Raw genomic sequence first — 22,014 nt, 5'->3', positions numbered from 1 at the left:
CCATGGACTATTCAGCCGGCACTGTTGACGCTCGCCGTCCCTGGATCCGCGATGAACGGGACGTGCCGGGGAACATGAACTGGTGGCAGACCCTCTTCAATCCCTTCGGCAAAACCTACAAGCTGCACTTCACGCGCGCCTGGACCTTCATGTTCATGGGGCGCTTGATGCTCTATGTGTTTCCGAGTTTCGTGGCCTTCCTGGCCGGCGTTGCCGGGGTGGGCACGGACGGCATGAACACGCCGGTGAGCCTGGTGCTGTTTTCGGTGCCTGCTCTGCTGGTGCCGTTTGCCGTGTTTACGCTGGTCACGGACTATACCTCCTTCGTGGTACATGTCCGCAGGCTGACGGAGGCCGGGCGGTCTGCCTTCATGGCGGTGATTGTTCTGGTGCCTCTGTTGCTGGGGCTGATCGCCTACGCGCTGGGCACGCAGGCCGGGGCGGCGCAATACCGCCAGATGCACAGCCCGGTGAACACCGAAGCTGTCCAGGCCAAGACCGAGAAGGAAGCCGAAGGCGAGGAGGAAGGCGAAGGGGCCGCCTCCAGGGACCAGCAGCCGGCCGCCGGTGGCAATCGGGGCGGCGGGGCGCGCAATCCGCAGATGGCGAAGATGATGGAAATGAGCGAGCGCCAGCTGGCGCAGCAGGCGGGCATGGGGATAGCCTTCCCGATCTGGTGGCTCGCGTCCTTCGGGGCAATGCTCTGGTCACTGATGTATGTGGCGCGCCTGCCCAATGGCGGGCAGGGCAGATTCCGCACGGGCAGTCACATGACGCCTGAGGAAATCGAGCGCGGGGTTTGAGGGGCGCAGGAACCTATGCCGTGACCAGGGGCGCTTCGACGCGCAGGAGCTGGCTTGCGAAGACCTGCTCGAAGGCAGCCTTCAGGGCGATGTCGGCTTCTTCCATCGAGATGATGCGGCCGAGGCCGGCCAGGCTGGTGACGCCGTAGCGGGGGTCTTCGATGCCGCAGGGGGTGATGCCGGTGAAATGGTCAAGCTCGGGCTCGACATTGAGCGAAATGCCGTGGAAGCTGACCCAGCGCCTGAGGCGCACGCCGATGGCGGCGATCTTGTCTTCGCGCAGGGGCCCGCCCGGCTCGGTCCGGTCGACCCAGACGCCGACGCGGCCTTCGCGCATGCCGCCCTCGACATTGAAGGCCGCCAGCGCGGCGATGATCCAGGCTTCGAGCCGGGCCACGAAAGCGCGCACATCGCGGCCCCGGGCGGCGACATCGAGCAGGACATAGGCCACCCGCTGGCCGGGGCCGTGATAGGTGTACTGGCCGCCGCGCCCGGCCTCGAAGACGGGAAAGCGGGCAGGGTCTTTCAGGTCTTTGATCCGGGCCGAAGTGCCGGCGGTGTAGAGGGGGGGATGCTCCAGGAACCAGACGAGTTCCGGAGCGTTTTCCTCGCGAATCGCGCGGACGCGCGCCTCCATGAAGGCAAGGGCCGCCTCATAGGGGACCGGGGCATCTGACACGGCCCATTCGACGGGAGGAAAAATCTGCATGGCGCGTGCGATATAGGGTGTTTTGAGGGCTTCACAAAGCGCAATGACCGCCCTATACGGCCCGTCTGCCCCGAATATACCAGTGTGCGGTCGTGGCGGAATTGGTAGACGCGCAGCGTTGAGGTCGCTGTGGGGCAACCCGTGGAAGTTCGAGTCTTCTCGACCGCACCAACTCTTCAGCCAGAATTGAGACGCGCTTGCCGGCGGCAAGGATCAGGCGATTTTTGCCGGTGCATGCCTTTGGCTGTCAGCCTGGCCGGCCGCCGGGGACAGCCGCCTCCTTGCCGAGGGTGGCGCGCACATAGAGCTGGATGACGAAGACGCTGGCGACAACCAGGATCGGGGTGGCGAGCAGCACGCCGAGCGGGCCCAGCAGCATGCCGAAGGCAAGGATGGCAAAGAGGTTGAGCGCGGGCGGGATCGAGGCGGTCTTCTTCTGGATCAGCGGGTAGATGAGATTTGCTTCGACCTGGGACACGGTGAAGTAGGCCAGGGCCGTCCAGAGGGCTGTTGCCGGGCTGACGGTGAAGGCCAGCAGGACGCCGGGGATGGCCGCCAGGAGCGGGCCGGCGGTGGGCACGAACTGCGCGATGCCGGCGATGAGGGCAAGGCCGACGAAGGCGGGCACGCCCAGAAGCCAGAGCACAAGCCCCATCACGATGGTCATGATGGCCATATCGATGCTGATGCCGAGCAGCCATTTCTTGAGCGCATGGCCCGAGGCGTCGAGCGCCTCGCCGACCTTCCGGTCGGTGCCCGAAGGCAGCAGCAGGAGCGCGCCATTGCGGGTGGGTACGGCCGAGATGGTCAGGAAGGCCGCCATGAAGAGGACGAGGAGCCCGGAGGTGAAGCCCGAGGCAAACGGCAGGGCGAAGCCGCCCGCATCGCTCAGCATGTTGCTCAGTGAGCCGTTGGAATCGCCGGACATGAGCGCCTCAATCTCCGAGACGAGGGCTGATCCGAGCGGATTTGCATTCAGCGTCTGCCGGGCGCGGTCCCAGGCTTCGGGCAGGCGGTCAGCCACGCCTGAGAGTTCACTGGCTAGCTGCGCCCCGAAGATCCAGAGGATGGCGGCCACACTGCCGATCAGCAGCAAGGCGGCAATGCCGAGCGCTGCCCCGCGGGGCAGCGGGGTCTTGCGCGTCAGACCGTCGGCGATGCCGTGCAGGGCGATCGCCACGAGAACGGCAGCAAAAACAAGAAGGAAGGCATCGCGCACGGTCCATGCCGCCAGCGCAAGCGCGCCCACCGCGAGCACCAGGAGGAGGCGAGCGGTGAAGGCGGACAGGCTGGGAGCGGGGCGCGCGGGCGTCGGTTCCATTGGTTGTTAACCCGTCAGGCGGCCTGAAGGTTCCATAAGGGTTTGCGCCAGGGTGGTATTTTTCTGCAGCGGGCGCGGCGCCTTCAGAGGTTGCAGTCTTCTTCCGGGACGCGGGTGCGGACCCATTGCTTGCCAGGCAGGGGCGGGGTCCAGGGGGTGTAGGTGAGGCTGAAGGGGGCCGCGCCTTCGCGCCGGAGGGCGAGCGTGACGGGGGTGCCGGGGGCGGCGTCCCGGGCGCTGCCGAGCGCGTCCGGATTGGTGATGATGTCATAGCGCTGGATGCCGGCGGCTTCGGCAGCAGTGCCAGGGACGATGGGGCCAGCGCGGGTGGCGCCTTCTTCATCCTTGTAGGGACGAAATCCGATGACGAAGTTCTGCAGCATCTGTTCCTCGGCCACAAAGCAGGGGCCGAATAGATCAGAGGGCAGGTCGAGCGGGGCGCCTTCCATCATGGCGCGAAACTGCGCACTGCCGGCTTCGCCGAGATAGACCTCGGCCAGGTCATGCCAGAGGGCGACGCCGTCTTCGGCTTTCTCCTGGCTGTCGATGAAATCGAAGATGAGGTTGTCCACGCGTAGTTCTCCGCCAGAGGCGGCGCGGATCTGTGCATCAGTGAGGGCGACATAGAGAGGGCCGCGATTGTAGGGCACGATCTGGGCGTTGCCGTCAGCGAAGAAGAGGCGTGTGACTTCGGTGTTGGAAAGGTTCGACTGCGGATTGGTGTAGTAGGATTTGGCGTAGCCGTTGAAGTCGCTGATGTAGTGATCGATGTTGGTGAGGCCGGCGCGATAGGGCAGGACAACGGTGTAGTAGTTCGTGACGCCTTCGGAATACCATTGCTGGCCGCCCGCGCCGCCGCCATCACCGTAACCGCCGACGAAATGGTGTAGCGCTTCATGGGCGAGGAGGCCGCGAACCTCGTCGGGGTCACGGTCTTCGCCCCCGACGGTGCCGAAGATGAAGGAGTTGAAGCCCCCGCCGCCGCCGCCCTGGAAGCGCTCGGTGGTGCGCATGAAGATGCGGAAGGGCGTGTCGCTGGCGCCGAAGAAGCCGTTGAAATAGGTGTAGGCTTCCTGCGTCCAGGCGGCGGCGCCGTCCAGGTCGAAGGCCGCCGGGGTGATCCAGTAGATCGCAAAGTCGCCTGCGCCGTCTTCGGGCTGGCTGCGCAGGGGGCCGGCGAAGAAGAAGCTGTTGTTGAGGTTCTGCGCTGTGACGGTTGCAGTGACATCGCCTTCGCCAAGGCTTGAGGCGGCGCGGGCACCTGGCTCAAGCTCGGTGAGGTTCCAGCTGAGGGCGACCTCGCGCGGCCAGCCGGAGACGGGAAGGGCGAGCATCGTGTTGCCCGAGCCGTAGAAGCCGGTGAGCTCGGTGCGGGTGTCGATCAGGGGGCCAGGGCGCGTGGCCGAGGTGATGACACGCGGCTCGATCGTGTAACGGACGGTGACGTCGCCCTGCGTGGCGCGGGCCGCGATCCAGCGGCGATCCTGGCGGAATTCGGAGGAATCGACGGGGTCTTCCTCGATGGTCAGCGGCAGCGGGCCGGCGGCGTCTGCTGCGACGAGCGTTTCTGGGCGATTGAGCGCGCCCGGCGCCATGACGCGCACGATGGCCATGGAGAGGAAGGTGTCGCCCTGCGCGAGGGCTGGCTCGCGGATGCTGAGGGTGACATCGATGGATTCGACCTTCTCGCCGGCGGGACGGCGGGGCGTCAGGGTGATTTCCATGCCGGCGGGTGTGACGGTGGCTGCAGCCGGCGGGGCGGGCGCTTCGGACGGGGCAGCGCAGGCGGCCAGGAGGGTGGCGGCGAGGAGCATGGCGGCGCCAAAGGCAGCGCGAGGTGAGCGGGCGGGGATCATGGGAAAGCTCCTGCAAGGCCGGTAGCGCCCAGACTAGCGCCGGGCGCGGGGAACTTTAATCGAATAGGGCAGGGCTTTGCGGCGGCGGGGAAATATCTATCCCGGCAGTGGCCCTCTGGAGGGCCATTCATGCAGACGCCCGGGATTTGGCGGCGTTATCGAAAGGACTATTCTGGCCGGGCTGGGGACTATCGGCTTCAAGGATTCCTGGAGAGACGGGCGATGATTGTGACCGGACACGAGACGCAGGGCGCCGCGCGCCGCCAGGGGCACGGACTGCGTGTGGCGGGGCTGGTCTTCTGCACGCTGATGGTTGTTGCCGGATGCAAGTCAGCGCCAGTTGCTGAGGCGGCGCCAGTGGCTAGCAACGCGCCAGAAGCTTCCTACGAAATTACGCTGCGGCCGGAGCTGGATGCGGCAGGCGAGGTGGAGGCCATTGCGGTCACCTCGCGCCTGCAGGGCGGACTAAAGGACGGGGAAACCCGGCTGAAGCTCTCTGCACCGGTGGTGTATGTGAATGTCATGGGCATCGCGGACCGTATCCTCGATCTGCGTGTGACGGACGAGGCCGGACCGGTCGAGTTCACCCTTGAGCAGGACGATCCAGTGCCCGGCGGTTTCCCGTACTTCCGGCACTGGACGGCGACCCGGGATGTCGAATTCCCTCTCGACATCCGCTACCGTGCGCTGGTCCAGCCTGAGGGTGAGCCGCCGGGTCCGGCCTTTGGCATCCGCCCGTCGAAAGGCGGGGTGAGCGGCGCCGGGGCGGGCTACATGATCGTGCCGGTGAATGCAGAGTCCAGCCAGTCTCTTCTCGAATGGGATCTGACGGAGTTTGGACCGGGAGCGGTGGGGGTCACCACGTTCGGAGAGGGGCGTGTGCTCGTCAGTGGCCCCCCCGCCGCTCTGATGCAGGGCTGGCTGATGGCGGGGCCTGCCGGGCAATATCCGCCTGCGGAGGAAGAGAGTCATTTCCGCGCCTACTGGTTGGGGGATTTCCCGTTCGATGTGGCCGCCGAAATGGACTATGCCAAGGACCTTTATGACTTTTTTGGCGAGTTCTTCGCCTATCTCGACCCCGCACCGGACTACCGCGTTTTCCTGCGCCAGCTCGACACCGAGCCCTATGGCGGGGCGACGGCGCTGGCCAATTCCTTCATGCTGTCACGCGGGCCGGCCCTGCAGGAGGAAATGGGCGGACAGTCGCCGCGCTCGACCCTGGCGCATGAGATGATCCATATGTGGGTTGGCAGACTGAGCGGGCAGCATGTGCTGACCAACTGGTTTTCCGAAGGGCTGACCACCTATTACGAATATACTGTGCCGTTCCGGGCGGGGCGCGTTTCCATCGATGAATATATCGCCGGGCTGAACGGGCTGAGCGACCGGTACTATTCCAATCCGGCGCGGGCGATGTCTGCGGCCGAGATCGGACAGGTGGGCTTCAATGACGGGCGCATCCGGCATGCGCCGTATCAGCGCGGCGCGTTTTATTTTGCCGACCTTGATTCGCGCATTCGCGCGGCGAGCGGCGGGGCGCGAAATCTCGACATGCTGCTGCGCGAGGTGTTTGCGCTGCGCGAAAGCGGTGAGGTCGATCTGACCATCGAGGCCTGGAGCGATTTTGTTTCGCAGGAGCTTGGACAGGAAGAGGAAGCTTTCGTCCGGGGGCTGCATATTGACGGGCAGCTGATCTATCCGGCGGGCGACGGGTTTGGCGCGTGCGTGACGGGAGACACAGCGACCTTAGAGGAGGGCGGTGAGACCTATTCCGGCATGCACTGGCGCCGGGTGGAGGGCGTGGCTCCGGAGGACTGCTTTGCCACCGGCGCGGCCAACTGATCGCGCGGCGGCAGGCGATGGCGGGTGAAATTCTCTCTGCCTGGCGGGCGGGCGCGCGAGAACATTTATGCGCTGGCACGGCGGGCAGCGGCGGCCTTTGCATAAACATTTTTCCGGCGGGCTGTCAGTCTGATGCTGTGGAGGCCTTCTCCAACGGTCTCCCGCGCTGCGCGTGCGGCCGAAAAACATAAAATATTCCAAGGGTAAGGATTATCTAGCCGTGGACGCCTCCGACAGTTCCGACGAAAACGTCCTGAGCTTTGCCCATTGGGTGCGGGACATGCTGACCCTGATGCGGTCTGGCAAACCTGGCACGATTGCGCTGTTTGAAAGCTCTGTGCCCGAGCCGGTTGACCTTTTGGGTGGCATCCTGCGCGACGCGTTCAGGGATGGCTTCCCGGGGACCTACCAAAGCGTATTCATGCGGAACAATCCCGATCTGGGCGAGCATCTGGCGGTGCGTTACGGCGTGCCGGAGGAATCGATCCTGTGCACGACCGGGGCAACGACTGCCGTGGGCATGATCTATACCGCGCTGCTTTCACCCGGCGACCGTATCCTGGTGGAGGCGCCGGGCTTTGACATCTTTGCCAACATGGCGCGCGATGTGGGCGTGCATGCCGATTTTTATCGCCGGGAAGCGCCCGATTTCGGGATATCCGTGGATGGCATTGTCGAGGCGCTGCATCCCGATACCCGGATGGTGGTGCTGACCAATCTGCACAATCCGAGCGGGGCGTATGTGAGCGATGTGACGCTCGCGACGTTGGCGCGGGTGCTGGCGCAGAAGGGCGTGCTTCTGGTGCTCGATGAGGTGTACCGGGACTATTTCAGCGATGCCGGGCCGGGGCTCGATCCCGGCGCGCACGAGAATGTGCTGCGCCTCAGCAGCATGACCAAGATTTTTGGCCTGAGCACGCTGCGCTGCGGCTGGATCATTGCCGGGCGGCACGTGATGCGGCGGCTGAAGGACTATGCCGAGCGGGCCGATTTCAATGTTTCGCGGCTATCCCACTGTGTTGCGGCCGAAGTGCTGGCGAAGGCCGATGTGTTTGATGCCTGGCGCAATGGCATGATGGAAGCGGCGCGCCCGGTAGCGGCAGCGGTGCTGGGCGAGATGACGGCCGAGGGGCTGATCCTGCCGGGGTTTACCCTGCAGGGGTGTACCTGTTTCCCGCAGCTGGCGGGCGTGGAGGACACGCGGGAGCTTTCCCAATGGCTCTCGGCCAAGCACGGCGTTTTGGTGGTTCCGGGCGAGTGTTTCGGATCGCCGGGCTATCTGCGGATCGGCTATGGCATGGCGCCCGAGCGGCTGAGCGAAGGGCTTGGGCGGCTGGCGCGCGGGCTTGCCGAGTATCGCGCGACCGGCCAGAAGCGCCACATAGCCTGAGGAGTTTCCATGTCTGACGCCGCCCCTGCCACCGACGGCCTGAAGCGCAATGTCGGCCTGTTCGGCGTCGTGTCGCTGGGGCTGGGTACGGCGGTGGGCGTGTCGATCTTTTCGATCCTGACGCCGGCGGCGGCCGTGGCCGGGCCGGCGATGCTGGTGTCGATGGTGATCGCGGTGGTGCCGATGATCGTCTTTGCGCTGATCTATTCCTTCATGGGGGCAGCGGCCCCGGCGACAGGGGCCTCGTTTGAGTGGCCGCGCCGGTTCGTGCATCCCTTTGCCGGCTTCATCATCAGCTGGATGCGGATTGCCGGCAGCACGGCGGCGCTGATCGTGCTGACGATGGTGCTGGTGTCCTACATGTCGTCGCTGATTGCGCTGCCCACGAAGCTGGTAATGTTCGGCATCTTTGCGGCTGTGTTCCTGATCAATCTGGCGGGGGTTTCCTTCGTGGCGCGCAGCCAGGCGGTGATGCTGGTGATCCTGCTGGCGACGTGCGCGGTGTTCGTGTTCGGCGGGGCGGGGCATGTCGAGCCGGTGAATTTCACGCCATTTGCGGACAAGGGCATTCTCGGCATCCTGGCGGCCATTCCGCTGCTGATTTCGCTCTTTCTCGGGATCGAGAGCGCGACCGAAGTGGGCGGGGAGGTGCGCAATCCGCGCCGGAACATTCCGCTTGGCATCGGCATTTCGGTGGCGCTGACGGCGGCAATCTATTTTGGCGTCGCGGTGGTCGCGCTGGGCATACTTGGGGCTGACGCGCTGGGGGCTTCGGGCGCGCCGCTGCTGGACGCGGCGGTCGTCTCGCTGGGCGAGGGCGGGCGGGTCCTGATCCTTGTGTGTGCGTTTGTGGCCATCGGCAGCTCGATCAATGCCACCTTTGTCATCATGACGCGGTTTCTCTATGCGATGTCACGGGCCGGGATGCTGCCTGCGTTCCTTGGCAAGACCAATGAGGCGCGGGGTGTGCCGCAGAACGCGATCTTCCTGACATTTGCGCTCTGTTGCCTTGGCCTGTTCATGCCTCAGAATCTCGTCTTCCTGTTCCTGGCCGTGAACATTCCGACGATCCTGAAATATGCCGCGACCTGTCTTTCGGCGATCGGCCTCTGCCGCCGGGAGCCGGAATTGCGGGCCGCGTCTGCCTTCAGCCTGCCCGCGCGCATGGTTTATGCGCTTGCCGGGCTCGGGATCGCGCTTGGCCTTGCGATCATCCTTCTGGGCATTTCGGCGGACTGGCGGCCTTACCTGCTGCTCAGTGGCTGGGCCGCGCTCGGTTTCGTTTACTACCTCGTCAATCAGAGGGCGCGCCGCGCTGTGACGGCCCAATAGCGGCCCCGGCAGAAATATTCCCCAGCCGGTCGCTGGAGAATAATTGTTGCCGAAGCCGGGGTGGGCATGTCGCAAATAGTATAAAAAAACCGTCACCCGTTTCCTAGCGTGGCATCCAACGAAAAGCCGCACAGCAGCCAGCGCCATGAGGGGGACTGGCCGGGGAGTGCGGCTCGATCTCGGAGATCAGCGATGGAGAGAAAAGTGATCGTGAAGCGCCTGTTGAATACATGTGCCCTGGCCGCCATGGCGACCGCCCTGGTGGCGCCGCTTGCCACCGCGCAAGAGCAGGATGAGGCGGTTGCGGCGGTTCCGGCGGCGGAAGACGCAACTGCGACGCTGGACACCGTTGTGATCACCGGCTCGCGCATCCGCCGCGATGTGGCCTCCACGCCGGCGCCGGTCGTGACCTTTGGCGAGGCTGCCTTTGCGGAACGCGGCCTCGTCAGCGCAGGCGACGCGCTGAACGAGATCACCTCACTTCGCCCGCAGCTGAACCAGGCAGCCGGTGACGGCACGGCCTCGGGCTCGGGCCAGCAATATCCCGAACTCTTCGGCCTTGGCGCCGGGCGTACGCTGACGCTGGTCAATGGACGCCGGTTTGCGACGACATCGAGCGGCCTTGGCGACGCGCAGGTGGATGCCAACATCATCCCGACGGGCCTGATCGAGCGGATCGAAGTGGTTCAGGCCGGCGGCGCGGCCGTATATGGCTCTGACGCGATTGCCGGGGTTGTGAACTACATCCTGAAGGATGATTTCGAGGGCGTCGAAATCGACCTTCAGTACGGCGACAATGAGCTGGGCAATTACGAAAATTACACCGGCCGGGTGACGGCGGGCCAGAACTTCGACAATGACCGCGGCAATATCGCCATCAATGTTGAGGCTTCCTCCACGCCGCTGCTGCGCTTCAGCGACTTTCCGGAATCCAACCGTTCACGGATCACGCAGGGCAATGCTGCCGATACCGGTCCCAATGACGGCATCCCTTCGCTACGCGAAATCATTCCGGCCTATTTCTGGAACTTCAACGGCAATGGTGTGATTTTCAACGCGCCTGCCCCGCCGCCAAACTTCCTGACACGGGTGGGCGGCGCGCCGGCGCAGTTCGCCGCTGACGGATCGATCATGGCTTACGATCCTGGCACGATCCTGGGCATTCCGTTTGCGCAGGGCGGCGACGGCACACGCTATAGCGTCCTTGCCGGGCTTCGCACAGGGGTTGAGCGCTATACCGGCAACCTGCTGCTCAATTATGACATCTCCGACAATTTGCGCTTCAATGGCGAGCTTCTCTACGCGCAGACCAATGGTGAGAGCGTGCCGCAGGGCTATGCCCGTACGGTTCTGAACCAGACAAGCGTATCCTCCGGCGCAATTCGCTTCACCAATGCCAACCCCTTCCTCAGCCAGTCGGCTATCACCGCGCTGAACGCGGCGAGCCCGGCCTTCGCCTCCGGCGGCGGCCTCTGGCTGTCCCGTCACTTCTATGATGATCTGTTCCCGAGCAATGTTCAAGAAAACGAGACGACAACCTGGCGCGCGCTGGGCGGGTTTGAAGGTGAATTCGAGACGGCCGGCCGCGACTTCTACTGGACCGCGTCCGCCAGCTTTGCCGATGTGCGTGGCGAGCAGGGACGCTGGCAAGCCGATTTCGTCAAGTTCAACCGCGCGGTCAACGCGGTTCGCAACGGGGCAGGCAACATCGTGTGCGCCGTCAATGCCGATGCGAACACGGCAAACGACGACCCCTCCTGCGCACCGCTCAATCCGTTTGGTGCTGGCAATATCAGCCCTGAGGCATCGCGTTACGTCTCCGTGCGGAGCGGAAACGACTTTGCCAACGAGCAGGTGGACCTTCTGGCGACGATCGGAACGCGGCTGTTCGATCTGCCTGCCGGCGCGGTTGACGTAGTGCTCGCCTATGAACACCGCCGCGAGGAGGCGACCTTTACGCCTTTCCTTGCCAACCAGCAGGGCCTTGTCGGCACCGGCGCTGTGCAGGCGGAATCTTCGGGTAAATACAACACCAACGAGTATTCGGCGGAAGTTCTTGTGCCGATCTTTGGCGGGGACCTGACCCTGCCGGGCGTTCAGGCGCTGGACTTCAGCGGTACCTACCGCTTCGTTGACAACTCCATCGCCGGGGAAGAATCGGTATGGAGCGCAGGATCGCGCTGGGAAGTCACCGATGGGTTGACCTTCCGGGTGACCCGCAGCCGGAACTTCCGTGCACCGACACTTGAGCAGCTGTTTGCGCCGCAGAATACCATTCTTACGAATGGCGGGTTTGACCCCTGTGATGCAGACCGCATCAATGCGGGCCCGAACCCTGCCGTGCGCCGCGCCAATTGCGAAGCTGAATGGGCCGCCAATCCGCAGTACGGAAGCCTGGCGACCTTCCAGAACCCGGCTGAAAACTTCACGGTGACCAGCGTTCTGACAGGCGGAAATCCGGATCTTGCGAACGAAGTTTCCGAGACGACGACTTTCGGCGTCGTGTTCGACAACTTCCTTATTCCGGGCCTGACGGTTGCTGCTGACCGGATCGAGATCGACCTGACGGACGGTCTTTCGGCCTTCACAACGGCCGACTTCATGGCGACCTGCTATGACAGCACGCCGCAGCCGCCTGCGATCTGTTCGGCGTTCACGCGCCTTCAGGTGGCTGATGGCTCCAACCCGGCGGGCACGACCGCGACGGGCCGCACGACGACCTTCAATGCCGGTGAAATCACCTTCCGCGGCGAAGTCTATTATGTGAACTACGGCTTTGACGTGAACGACGTCTTCAGCGGCGCGACCGGCGACGTGACCCTTGGCCTTGAAGCCACGCACATGGCCGAACTCAACACATCCGTAACCGGAACGAGCTTCACGCGATCTGACAATACCGTGCAGCGCCCGGACTGGACGGCCCGCTTCAACGCGGCCTATTCCAGCGGTCCGCTGCGCCTGAGCTATCAGATGGACTACCTCGATGATGTCCTGGCTGTGCCGAACGCGACCATCGAGAACAATCCGAACCCGGAGATTGACGCGAACTATGTTCACTCGCTCTCGGGTCTGTATGAACTGCGCGAAGGGCTGACGCTGCGGGCGGGCGTGACGAACCTCTTTGATGAGGGCCCCTCCTATCCGAGCTTCGTGCATGGCGACATTCTTGGCCGGCGCTATTTTGCAGGCGTGAACTACCGGTTCTAGACTGGACGGACTGACCAACCGGAACACCAAAGGGAGGCGCCTGCCATCATGAAACATTTTGTCAGGCGCCTTCTCTATTCCCTTCCTTCTTGTATGGTGCTGGCGGGCTGTGTCAGTGCACAGCCTGTCGGGCCTGCTCCGGTCGCAGCGCTGGTCGGGCCGGCCGAACCTGCGTTCACGCTTGAGGAGCGGTCTGTCCGCGCCAGCGGCGTGTTTGGCGGCGCGTTGATCGACTATACGGCATCGCTTGAGCAGATCCGCGTGTCTCCGGGAGACGGCCTGCCGCCCGCAGACCTTGTGACGCTGTCCTATATTGCCGAAACTGGCGCGGCGCCGACTGATCGGCCGGTCTTGTTCATCTTCAATGGCGGGCCGATTTCTGCTTCGCTCTGGCTGCATATCGGGGCGCTGGGGCCGCAGCGAGTTTCGGCGCCGGGCGATCTAAACGCGCCGCTGGAGCAGTTCCGTCTGGTACCGAACGAGCATTCTCCGCTGGACGCGGCGGATCTTGTTTTCTTTGATCCGGCGTCCACCGGTTTCAGCCGTGTTGCCGGGGGCGGCGACGCGTCGAAATATTTCTCTGTACGGACTGATGCAGCTCAGTTTGTGGCCTTTGCCGAAAGTTGGCTGGAAAAGCATGGGCGGACGGGCGCGCCCGCATTCATCCTGGGCGAGAGCTATGGCACGCACCGGGCAGCCGAAGCGGCCGGTCAGATGGCTGAGGCCGGTCGCTTGAACCTTGAGGGTGTGTTCCTGATGGGGCAGGCGGTCAATATCGTAGAATATTCCCAGCGCAAACAGAACATCCTCAGCTATATTGCCTCCTTGCCGACGCTGGCGGCGATTGCCTGGGATGTTGGCGGCGTGGACCGGGCGGGGCGCAGCTTTGAAGAGTTCATGGCAGAGGCGCAGGCCTTCGGCGAGGCGGAGTATCTGAGCGCCCTGTTCAAGGGGCAGCGGATTACGGATGAAGAGCTGGCGGAGATTGCCGGGAAGCTGGAAGCTCTTACGGGCATTCCGGCGGCTTATTATGCCGAAAATCGCCTGCGTATCTCGAAGGAACAGTTCCGGGTGGAGCTGCTGAAGGACAAGGGATTGATCCTTGGACGGAGTGACGGGCGCTATACCGGGCCATTGGGCGACGGGCGGAGCGATCCGTCGAGCATTCTGCAGCAGGCCTATTCCAAGTTATTTGCCGCTTATGCGGAAGAAACTTTCGGGGATCTTCCACTGGAAAACTATAAGGAAACCTTCAGCGCGGGGCCGGGCTTTGACAGCTGGAACTGGGGCGCAGCTTCGCCGTTTGGACATTATGCCTATGCCGAGCGGCTGGACGCGGCGTTCCGGGCTTTTCCCGAGTTCCGGGTGTTTGTCGGCACGGGCTATCATGACACAATGACCACTGTGGGCGCCGCTGACTATCTGATTGATCAGTCCGACTGGCCGAAAGACCGGGTGCGGAGCGCCAAGTATATTGGCGGGCATATGGCCTATTCAGTGGATGCTTCGGCGAAGGCGTTCGGAGAGGATATCCGCGGCTGGATCCGTGGGTGGCCTGAGGCGGGCGAGTGATCTTCATCGGCGCAGAAGAGATTGCACGGGCGCTCAGCCATTCAGACTGTATCGGCGTGATGCGGGGGGCAATGGCGCGGCTGTCGTCGGGCGAGACGCGGCAGATGCTGCGGCAGATATTGCCGCTGGAGGAAGGCCGGATGTTCGGCATCATGGGCGGTACCCTGGGGCCTGGCGGGCCGTTCGGGTCCAAGCTCGTTTCCGTGACGCCGCATCAGAGGCGAGGGCGGGCCGCCCTCCCATCAGGGCGCCGTGGTGATCTTTGACCCTGTGACGGGCGCGCCGCTCTGCCAGCTGGAGGCGGGCATGATCACGGCGATCCGCACGGCGAGCGCGAGCGCGATGGCGACCGATGTTCTGGCGCGGCAAGATGCAAGTGTGTTGGCAATCCTTGGCACGGGCGAGCAGGCCTGGCACCATGCGTGCGCTCTGCCGGCTGTGCGGTCTTTCCGCGAGATCCGGATATGGGGGCGCAGCCTAGAGCGCACCGAAGCACTTGCCGGGAAAGTCCGGGAGCGGACAGGGATTGCCTGCTCGGCATTTTCGGAGGTTGCGGTCGCTGTATCGGACGCGGATGTCATTTGCACCGTGACCGGGGCAGCTGAGCCGATCCTGACGGCGGACATGGCGCGGCCCGGCGCGCATTTGAATGTTGTCGGCTCAAGCTTCGACGGGCCGCGCGAGATTGATGACGCGCTGGTGGCTTCGGCGCGGTTCTTTGCGGATTCGCGCGCGTCGGTTCTGGCGCAGGGCTCGGAAATCCGGCATGCAATGGCGAGCGGCGCAGTGCCCGAGGCCCATTTGTTGGGTGAGATTGGCGAGGTGCTGCGCGGCACGATTTCGGGCCGGGTCCATGACAGCGACATCACCCTCTATAAATCACTGGGGCATATCGTGCAGGATATTGCCGCAGGCTATCATGTCTATCAGACGATCCACGGGGAGCGGGCAGGATGATTCGTTTCAGGAATTTTGTGGGCGCATGCGCGGCGGGACTCGTGCTTGGCCTGAATGCCTGCGCGCAAACGGGCACGCCGCCTGCTGCGCCTGTGGACCCAACCGCGCCGGTGGTGGCTGAAACCGCCCCGTCGGCTCCGTTCGTGGCCGGGAGCGCGCCCTACCGGCGCGTCACGGAGCACAGCTTCACGGCAAATGGCGAGACGGTTTCCTACACGGCGATTGCCGGGGATACCTGGCTGCGCGATATGGATGGCAAGCCGACGGCGAGCATCTTCTCTTTCAGCTATCTGCGCACGGATGTTCAGGACGGGGTACGGCCTGTTGTGTTCGTGTTCAATGGCGGACCGGGGTCTGCGTCGCTCTGGATTCATATGGGCGCGATCGGCCCGCGCCGGGTGGTGCTGGACGCGGATGTGAACCCCTCCAATGTTCCGCCGTTTGGGCTGGAGGATAATCCATACAGCATTCTGGACGTGGCAGACCTCGTATTCATCGATCCGGTCGGCACGGGGTTTTCCGTGCCGCTGGAGGGGACCGATCCCAAGACGTTCTGGGGCGTGGATGAGGACGCAGAGTCCATCTCGCAGTTCATCGAGCTGTGGCTGAGCGAGCACGGGCGCTGGAACTCGCCGAAATATGTGCTCGGAGAAAGCTATGGATCTATCCGCGCAGCCGTGCTGCCGCGAACCCTGATGGGCGGGCCGATCTATAATGGCCTGATGCGCGGCATAACGCTCGACGGAATTGTGCTCCTGGGCACGACGCTCGATGCGCGGCAGACCGGCGGCGCGGATGTGCCGGCCGGCACGCAGGCCGCCAAGCAGGCGCGGTCTCTTCCCGGACTTGTCGTGACGTCAGTGTTCCACGGGCTGGTGGAGACGCCGGCGGGCGGGGCCGTGGAGGCCTACAAGGCCGCCGAAGCCTATGCGCGGGAGACTTATGAACCGGCACTGCGCGCCCACCATGAGGGCACGCTGACACCGGAGGCGCGAGCGAACGTGCTGCAGGAGATTACCCGCATGACCGGGCTGGCCGAAAGCGATATCGGGGATGACCTCCACATCGACGAGCGCAGCTATGCCAAGGCCGCCCTGCGCGGGCGCGGACTGGAAATTGGCATGTATGACAGCCGCTACACCCTGCCACTGGCCAATAGCGGGGGTGATCCGGTGGCGGATGATCCGGCGATGACGCGCTATGTGCCGGGTTTCATTGCGGCGTTTCATCAGATGATCCGGGATGATCTCGATGTCCGCCTCGGGCGGCCCTATGCGTCCATCCGGTGGCGGGAGCTGCTGTTTGGCTGGAACTGGAGCCGCAAGGGCGTCGCCGAAGGGCAGAGCTATGCCACGGACCTCGCCTGGGCCATGCGGCGCAATCCGGACCTGCGCGTGCTGGTGGCGTCGGGGTATTATGACCTCGTCACGACGCCCGCCGATGCGCGCGCCTCGATTGCGGCCGCCGGCCTGCCGCAGGATCGCGTGACGTTCACGGATTACGAGTCCGGACACATGCTTTATCTGGGCGGAACGGCAGAGGCTTTCTCCGATGATCTGAGGGACTTCCTGAAGAAGTGACCGTTCAGGCCGGGCCGATGGTGGCCAGGAAGTAGTCGATATCGCCGGCCGTGTTGAAGACCGACACAGATGGCCGGAAGCGGTGCGCCGAGACCGTGGTGGTGATGCTGGCCGCCTTGAGTTTGGGGCCAAGGCGCGTGCGGGCATCCTGATAGCTGCAGGCGACCAAAGGTGTGGCGCAGTCTTCGGGCGTCATCAGCGTGTAGCCTTGCGACTGCAGGCCTTCTTTGAGCCGCGTCGTGAGGGTTACCGCATGCTGCTGGATTGCGTCCACGCCCAGGGCGGCGATGTAACCGAGCGAAGCGTTGAGCAGGGCAACCGTAGTGTGCGAATAGGTACCGAGCGCAAAGAGCCCCGTTGCCGTATCGGCAAAGCCATAGCTTGCAACATCTTCCCCTGGCGTATCAAACTGGTAGACGTGGCTGGTGAAGCTGGAGATGCCGTAATAGCCGTATTGTGTGCGGGTGAGGGCTTCGCGGGCGCCCTTGCGGACATAAAGAAAGCCGAGGCCGAAATCACCCATCAGCCATTTATAGCTGGCGCAGGCGGCAAAATCGACGTCGGTGGCATGCAGGTCTACCGGAATGCAGCCTGCTGCATGGATAATGTCGGCATATACGAGCGCGCCGCGCGAATGGGCGAGGTCGCAGATGGCCTTGAGATCGTGCTGGAAGCCGTTGATCGTGGAGACCAGGGAGAGCGCGACCAGGCGCGTGCCGGGCGTGATGGCGCGGTCCATGTCTTCCAGCGCGATGCGGCCATCGCGGTGTTTCACCCAGGCGACGTCGCAGCCCGCCTTTTCGAGCTCCAGGTAAAGCGGCACTGATCCGAAGAAGTGCAGCGTATCGGTAACGATGCGGGCACCGGATTGCGGGAGCATCAGGGAGCGGACGATCATCTGCTCGGCGGTCGTTGTGCTTTGAACGAAGGAGAGTTCGTCCGGATCCGCATTGACGAGGCGGGCGAATTTTTCAATCGCGCCGGAACTGTCGAGCTCATAGCTGCCGCCGGGCGCATGCTCGGCGCGGTGGTCGAGATAGGCCTCGATCGAGGCGCGGGCCGGATGGCTGATCGGGTGCTGGGACCCTGCGTTCAGGTAGACGCCTTCGCCGAGGCCGAAGCTGGCGCGGTCCGGCAGGCTGGCGAGGGCGCCGGAGGTGGCTACCGGGGCAGCAGAAGCCGGGCTGCGGCAGGCCGCGGCGCCGGCGAGGGTTGCCGCGCCAAGGGCGAGCCAGTTGCGGCGGGTGATCTCTGCCATGGGGGTCTCCGTCTCTGCGGGCTGCGGTTCTGCCTGATCCATATTTTCATTATAGCGGTGGCGGTGGAATGGATCATGCGTTCCTTTTCCCGAATATGCATGATTGTTCCCGGCGGGGTGTTTCTGCGCGGGCGATAGGCATAGGATTTTTCCGCTGCATGAGGAGAGTCTAGGGGATGATGAAACTGTCTCGACTCAAGAAGGCGCTCTCTGCCGCCGCGATCCTCGGTATTCTCGCCGGATGCGCCGCCAATGGAGCGCCCGTTGCTGCTGCGCCTGACGCCTGGACCATATTTGCGCAAGGCCCGGACCAGAGCGTGCAGGACCGGGCGGGATTGCCGCCGGTCGAATACGCGGTGGCGTGGAGCGCGCTGAAGCTGGATCCCGAAGAGCGCGACAGCGCGACCATTTCGGCCACGGCCTACCTTATGGACTGCGACTGTGATGTTGTGGCGCGGCCAGTGATGTTCCTGTTCAATGGCGGTCCGGGGGCATCTTCCTCGCCGCTCCATTTCTCCATCGGACCCAAGGCGCGGGGGAAAGACAGGACCTTTCCGGATAATCCGTACACCCTCCTGAGGTCAGCAGATCTTGTCTTCATTGATCCTGTGGCAACCGGTTTCAGCCGGGCAAACTCCGAAGAAGGACAGGCGCGCTATCTCGGTATTGAGGGAGATGTGGACGCGGTGAACCGTTTCATCCGCGTCTGGCTGGAAGAGAATGACCGCACCGGGTCGCCGCTGGTGCTCGCCGGGCAGAGCTATGGCGGGACACGGCTGGCCAATCTGGTCGCCAAGGTCGGCGATCTGGATGTGCGGGGGCTTGTGATGGTCTCGCCCGCGCTCGACAGCGGGGCGGGGCAGACCGATCTTGGCCATGTGTTTGCGCTGCCGACGATGGCGGCGACGGCCTGGCGGTTTGGGCGGTCGGATATTGAAGCCGAAACCGAGGCGGAAAGCTGGGAGATTGCGCGCGCCTATGCGCAGAGCGATTACCTGCTGGCGCTGCAGAAGGGTGACCTGATCGGGGCCGATGAGAAGGCGGCAGTGGCCGCTAAGATTGCCGGGATGACCGGGCTTTCGGCAGAAGATGTGGCTGGTGCAGACCTGCGCATTGATATCCAGTTTTTCCTGGAAAATGTTCTGGCGCAGGATGGCTTGCTCGTCAGCCGTCTGAACACCGCCGTGACATCCCCCTTGCCGTCGCCGGAGGTGAATGATCACCGGCCGGCTGCTGCGAATGACCCGTCCCTGGGGCTCGGGCGGTCGAATGTCATCGTATCTCAGGACATCGCGGAGTATCTTGCGCAGGTCGCGGGCGTGCCGGCAGGCGAGGAATATCGCTCGCTCAATCTGGACGCCAATTTTGCGTGGGACTGGCGGGCGTCTGCCAAGTCTCCCAGGTTTTATGTGAGCTCGGCGCCGGTCCTGTCCCGTTTCATGCAGGAGAAGGCCGGCGTGAACCTTCTGGTTTTTGCCGGATACCGCGATCTTGCGACAACGCTGCTGGGTACGCAGTATGCGCTGACCCATAATGATCTGCCTCAGAAGCGAGTAGAACTGGTCGCGCTGCCCGGCGGGCATTCCCCTTATGACGAAGACACGCTGAAAGCGGGCATTGCGGACCGGCTTCATGCCTTCATTGCCGCTGCTACAGTAGCAGGCGCAGACAAAAATCAGGAGATGAACCCATGATGTATCGCCTGGCAGCCCTTCTGGCATCGTCGCTTCTGGCTTCTGCCTTGCCCCTGGCAGCGGCTCAGACGGAGCGGTTTGAGTACGCCATCATCCAGAATGGCGAGTCTGTCGGGCATCTGAAAGTGTCGGAGGCCGGGCCATCGGCCGTTGTTGATTACTACGTCGACAGCAACGGGCGCGGGCCGAAGCACCGCGAAGAGCTGACGGTTGACGCAGCGGGCGTTCCCGTCAGCTGGCTGATTGTTGGCACCTCGCTCATGGGGGCGGGGGTTGAAGAATCCTTTGCGGTCAATGAGGGCGTGGCGCGCTGGCTGAGCCAGGCAGATTCCGGGCGGCAGGATCTCTCCGAGCCTGCGCTTTATGCCGTCAATGACGGCAGCCCGTGGGCGGATTATGTTTATGCGCGCGCCCTCCTGAAGGATGCAGACCAGCAGATGCCTGTGCTGCCGGGCGGCGAGATCCGGCTGGAAAAGGTGGAGAATGTGGTAGTGCCCTCTGGCGCGGCGGACAAGACTGTGGCCGTCTATCGCCTCTCGGGAATTGACATGAGCCCGAGCCTGCTCGCGATGGAGGAAGATGGCTCTCTCTTCGCGACTTTCTCCGAATCTTCTGCGGTTGTCCGCAAGGGATTTGAGGAGAGTGTCCAGCCCTTGCAGGCGGTGGCGCGTGAGCTCAATGCGGCGCGGACGGAGGAGCTGGCTCAGCGCCTGCTGCACCGCTATGATGCGCCCTACTCCATCGTGAACGTCCGTGTTCTGGACGTGCAGACCGGAACGCTTGGCGCGCCGTCTGTGATCACCGTCAGCGGCAACATGATTGCCAGCGTCACGCCTTACGCGCCGGGCGTCCTGCCCGAAGGCGAAGGCGCAGTGTTTGATGGGGCAGGCGACACGCTGATGCCGGGGCTTGCCGATATGCACTCACATGCGTCCGCCAATTCCGGGCTCTACTACCTAGCGGCTGGTGTGACATCGACCCGGGACATGGGCAATGAGAACACCTTCCTGGCCGGCCTGCTGGCGCGGATGGCAGAAGACCGGGTGGCCGGGCCGCGCATCACGCCGGCGGGGTTTTTGGAAGGGCGCAGCCCGTTCTCGGCGCGGCACGGCATTATCGCTGCTACGGAAGAAGAGGCACTGGCGGCAGTCGATTGGTATGCGGAACGGGGATATGGCTATGTCAAATCCTATAACTCCATGAACCCGGCCTGGATGCCTGCGGTTGCCGAGCGGGCCCATTCGCGTGGCATGCGGATGATCGGCCATATTCCGGCGTTCACGAATGCGGACGCTATGATAGACGCTGGCTTTGATGAGGTGACGCATATCAACCAGCTGATGCTCGGCTGGCTGCTGGAGATTACCGAAGATACCCGAACACCGCTGCGCCTGACGGGCATGGCGCGGGGCGCAACGCTGGACCTGCAATCTGAGAAGGTTCAGGCAACTGTACGCCGCATGCAGGAGAACGAAACGGCCATTGATCCGACCGCGGTGATCCTGGAGCGGCTCATGCTGAGCCGGGCAGGCACGGTTGCTGTGGGCGACAAGGCCTATCTCGACCATATGCCGATTGCCTATCAGCGCTATCGGCGCCGCAGCTTTGTTTCCCTCGCAAATGCCGCGGAGGACGAAGCCTATCAGGAAGGGTTCCGGCGCGTTCTGGAAACGCTGAAGATGCTGCATGAGGCGGGCGTCACGATCCTGCCGGGCACGGATGATGGCACGGGGTTCACGGTTCACCGTGAGATCGAGCTCTATACCCTGGCGGGCATTCCGGCCGCCGAAGCATTGCGCATCGCGGCGTGGAACCCGATCGACTATATGGGCTATTCCGATACGCTTGGGGCTGTAGAGCCTGGTAAGCTCGCTGACTTCATCCTGCTCTCTGGCAATCCGCTGGAGGACATCAACGCCATCCGCGCGCCGCGCATGGTCGTACGGGACGGAGACGTGTATTTTCCTTCCGAAATCTATGAGGCGCTCAGCATCAAGCCGTTTGCAGAGCCGCCGGAGATGCTGCGCTCAACAGCTGAGCCAGCGCCAGCAGCGCCGGAGCCGGTGGCCGCAAAGCCCGCTTCCGCGCCAGTGCCGGACTTTGTCCAGCACTATCCGATGATTGCCGAGGGTCTTTCGGTTGACGTGGACACGTTGCCGTTTTCCGGCGCTGTCCGCGTGGGCAATGTGCTCTATCTTTCCGGGCAGATCGGGGGCGGTGGTCCTGCGCCTTCCGCCGATTTCCGAGACCATGCCGTGGAAGTTATGGAGGCGGTCAAACGTGTAGCGGCTTCCGCCGGCGCCGGGATGGACCAGATATTCAAATGTACCGTCATGCTGGACGAAATGAGCAACTGGCCTGCCTTCAATGAGGTGTATGCCAGCTACTTCACCAAGGGCCGAATGCCCGCGCGCAGCGCATTTGGCGCAGATGGTCTGGCGCTTGGCGCGTCAGTAGAGGTTGAGTGCATGGCCTATGTGGACGCTCCGTAGC

15 protein-coding genes and 1 tRNA gene are annotated in these 22,014 nt (G+C 63.7%); 12 read left to right on the top strand and 4 right to left on the bottom strand.

The annotated features are described in order from the left end of the window. Positions 1-2 precede the first annotated feature (2 nt). Complete coding sequence (locus KG722_RS00375; protein ID WP_213268423.1) at positions 3-803, top strand: hypothetical protein; 801 nt, start codon at positions 3-5, stop codon at positions 801-803. 13 nt (positions 804-816) lie between these two features. On the opposite strand, the gene lipB is transcribed toward KG722_RS00375, so the two are convergent. Then, positions 817-1,512 (bottom strand): lipoyl(octanoyl) transferase LipB, encoded by a 696-nt coding sequence (gene lipB, locus KG722_RS00370; RefSeq protein ID WP_213268422.1) that lies wholly within the window; start codon positions 1,510-1,512, stop codon positions 817-819. An 86-nt stretch (positions 1,513-1,598) separates the two neighbouring features. Between lipB and KG722_RS00365 the strand changes: the two genes are divergently transcribed. Beyond that, positions 1,599-1,683: transfer RNA gene (locus KG722_RS00365), tRNA-Leu, on the top strand. 76 nt (positions 1,684-1,759) lie between these two features. On the opposite strand, the gene KG722_RS00360 is transcribed toward KG722_RS00365, so the two are convergent. Both KG722_RS00360 and KG722_RS00355 read right to left on the bottom strand, forming a co-directional pair. Beyond that, positions 1,760-2,833, bottom strand: a complete 1,074-nt coding sequence (locus tag KG722_RS00360) for an AI-2E family transporter (RefSeq protein ID WP_213268421.1) — start codon at positions 2,831-2,833, stop codon at positions 1,760-1,762. An 83-nt stretch (positions 2,834-2,916) separates the two neighbouring features. After that, complete coding sequence (locus KG722_RS00355) at positions 2,917-4,689, bottom strand: hypothetical protein (RefSeq protein WP_213268420.1); 1,773 nt, start codon at positions 4,687-4,689, stop codon at positions 2,917-2,919. Between the two features lie 222 nt (positions 4,690-4,911). Here KG722_RS00355 and KG722_RS00350 point away from each other — a divergent pair, with 222 nt between their 5' ends. From KG722_RS00350 to KG722_RS00320, 8 genes are all read left to right on the top strand, one after another. Then, on the top strand, positions 4,912-6,531 hold the full coding sequence (locus tag KG722_RS00350) for a hypothetical protein (protein WP_213268419.1): 1,620 nt from the start codon (positions 4,912-4,914) through the stop codon (positions 6,529-6,531). Positions 6,532-6,751: 220 nt separating this feature from the next. After that, positions 6,752-7,921, top strand: coding sequence for an aminotransferase class I/II-fold pyridoxal phosphate-dependent enzyme (locus KG722_RS00345; protein WP_213268418.1), 1,170 nt, complete (start codon positions 6,752-6,754; stop codon positions 7,919-7,921). Between the two features lie 9 nt (positions 7,922-7,930). Next, a complete protein-coding gene (locus tag KG722_RS00340) occupies positions 7,931-9,253 on the top strand; it encodes an APC family permease (RefSeq protein WP_213268417.1) in 1,323 nt (440 codons plus the stop codon). A gap of 192 nt (positions 9,254-9,445) precedes the next feature. Next, positions 9,446-12,460, top strand: a complete 3,015-nt coding sequence (locus KG722_RS00335) for a TonB-dependent receptor (RefSeq protein WP_213268416.1) — start codon at positions 9,446-9,448, stop codon at positions 12,458-12,460. Between the two features lie 48 nt (positions 12,461-12,508). Further along, positions 12,509-14,032, top strand: a complete 1,524-nt coding sequence (locus KG722_RS00330) for a peptidase S10 (RefSeq protein ID WP_213268415.1) — start codon at positions 12,509-12,511, stop codon at positions 14,030-14,032. Beyond that, a complete protein-coding gene (locus tag KG722_RS14855) occupies positions 14,029-14,298 on the top strand; it encodes a hypothetical protein (protein ID WP_300998109.1) in 270 nt (89 codons plus the stop codon). The genes KG722_RS00330 and KG722_RS14855 overlap by 4 nt, the downstream gene beginning before the upstream one ends. Continuing rightward, positions 14,288-14,989, top strand: a complete 702-nt coding sequence (locus KG722_RS00325; RefSeq protein ID WP_366909823.1) for an ornithine cyclodeaminase family protein — start codon at positions 14,288-14,290, stop codon at positions 14,987-14,989. Before KG722_RS14855 ends, KG722_RS00325 begins: the two co-directional genes overlap by 11 nt. After that, positions 14,986-16,569, top strand: a complete 1,584-nt coding sequence (locus tag KG722_RS00320; protein WP_213268414.1) for a septum formation initiator — start codon at positions 14,986-14,988, stop codon at positions 16,567-16,569. The genes KG722_RS00325 and KG722_RS00320 overlap by 4 nt, the downstream gene beginning before the upstream one ends. Positions 16,570-16,573: 4 nt before the next feature. Here the strand turns inward: KG722_RS00320 and KG722_RS00315 are convergent, their stop codons facing one another. Continuing rightward, positions 16,574-17,827: an aminotransferase class V-fold PLP-dependent enzyme gene (locus KG722_RS00315; protein WP_213268413.1), complete on the bottom strand. Its 1,254-nt coding sequence runs from the start codon at positions 17,825-17,827 to the stop codon at positions 16,574-16,576. A gap of 176 nt (positions 17,828-18,003) precedes the next feature. On the opposite strand from KG722_RS00315, the gene KG722_RS00310 reads away from it, so the two are divergent. Beyond that, positions 18,004-19,521 (top strand): hypothetical protein, encoded by a 1,518-nt coding sequence (locus tag KG722_RS00310; protein ID WP_213268412.1) that lies wholly within the window; start codon positions 18,004-18,006, stop codon positions 19,519-19,521. Then, complete coding sequence (locus tag KG722_RS00305; RefSeq protein WP_300998108.1) at positions 19,518-22,013, top strand: Rid family hydrolase; 2,496 nt, start codon at positions 19,518-19,520, stop codon at positions 22,011-22,013. The genes KG722_RS00310 and KG722_RS00305 overlap by 4 nt, the downstream gene beginning before the upstream one ends. Position 22,014: the final 1 nt, after the last annotated feature.

The organism is Hyphomonas sp. (assembly GCF_018402285.1).
Classification (GTDB): Bacteria; Pseudomonadota; Alphaproteobacteria; order Caulobacterales; family Hyphomonadaceae; genus Hyphomonas.
The sequence above is the reverse complement of the archived record's forward strand: the minus strand, read 5'-3'. Positions and strand labels throughout refer to the sequence as shown.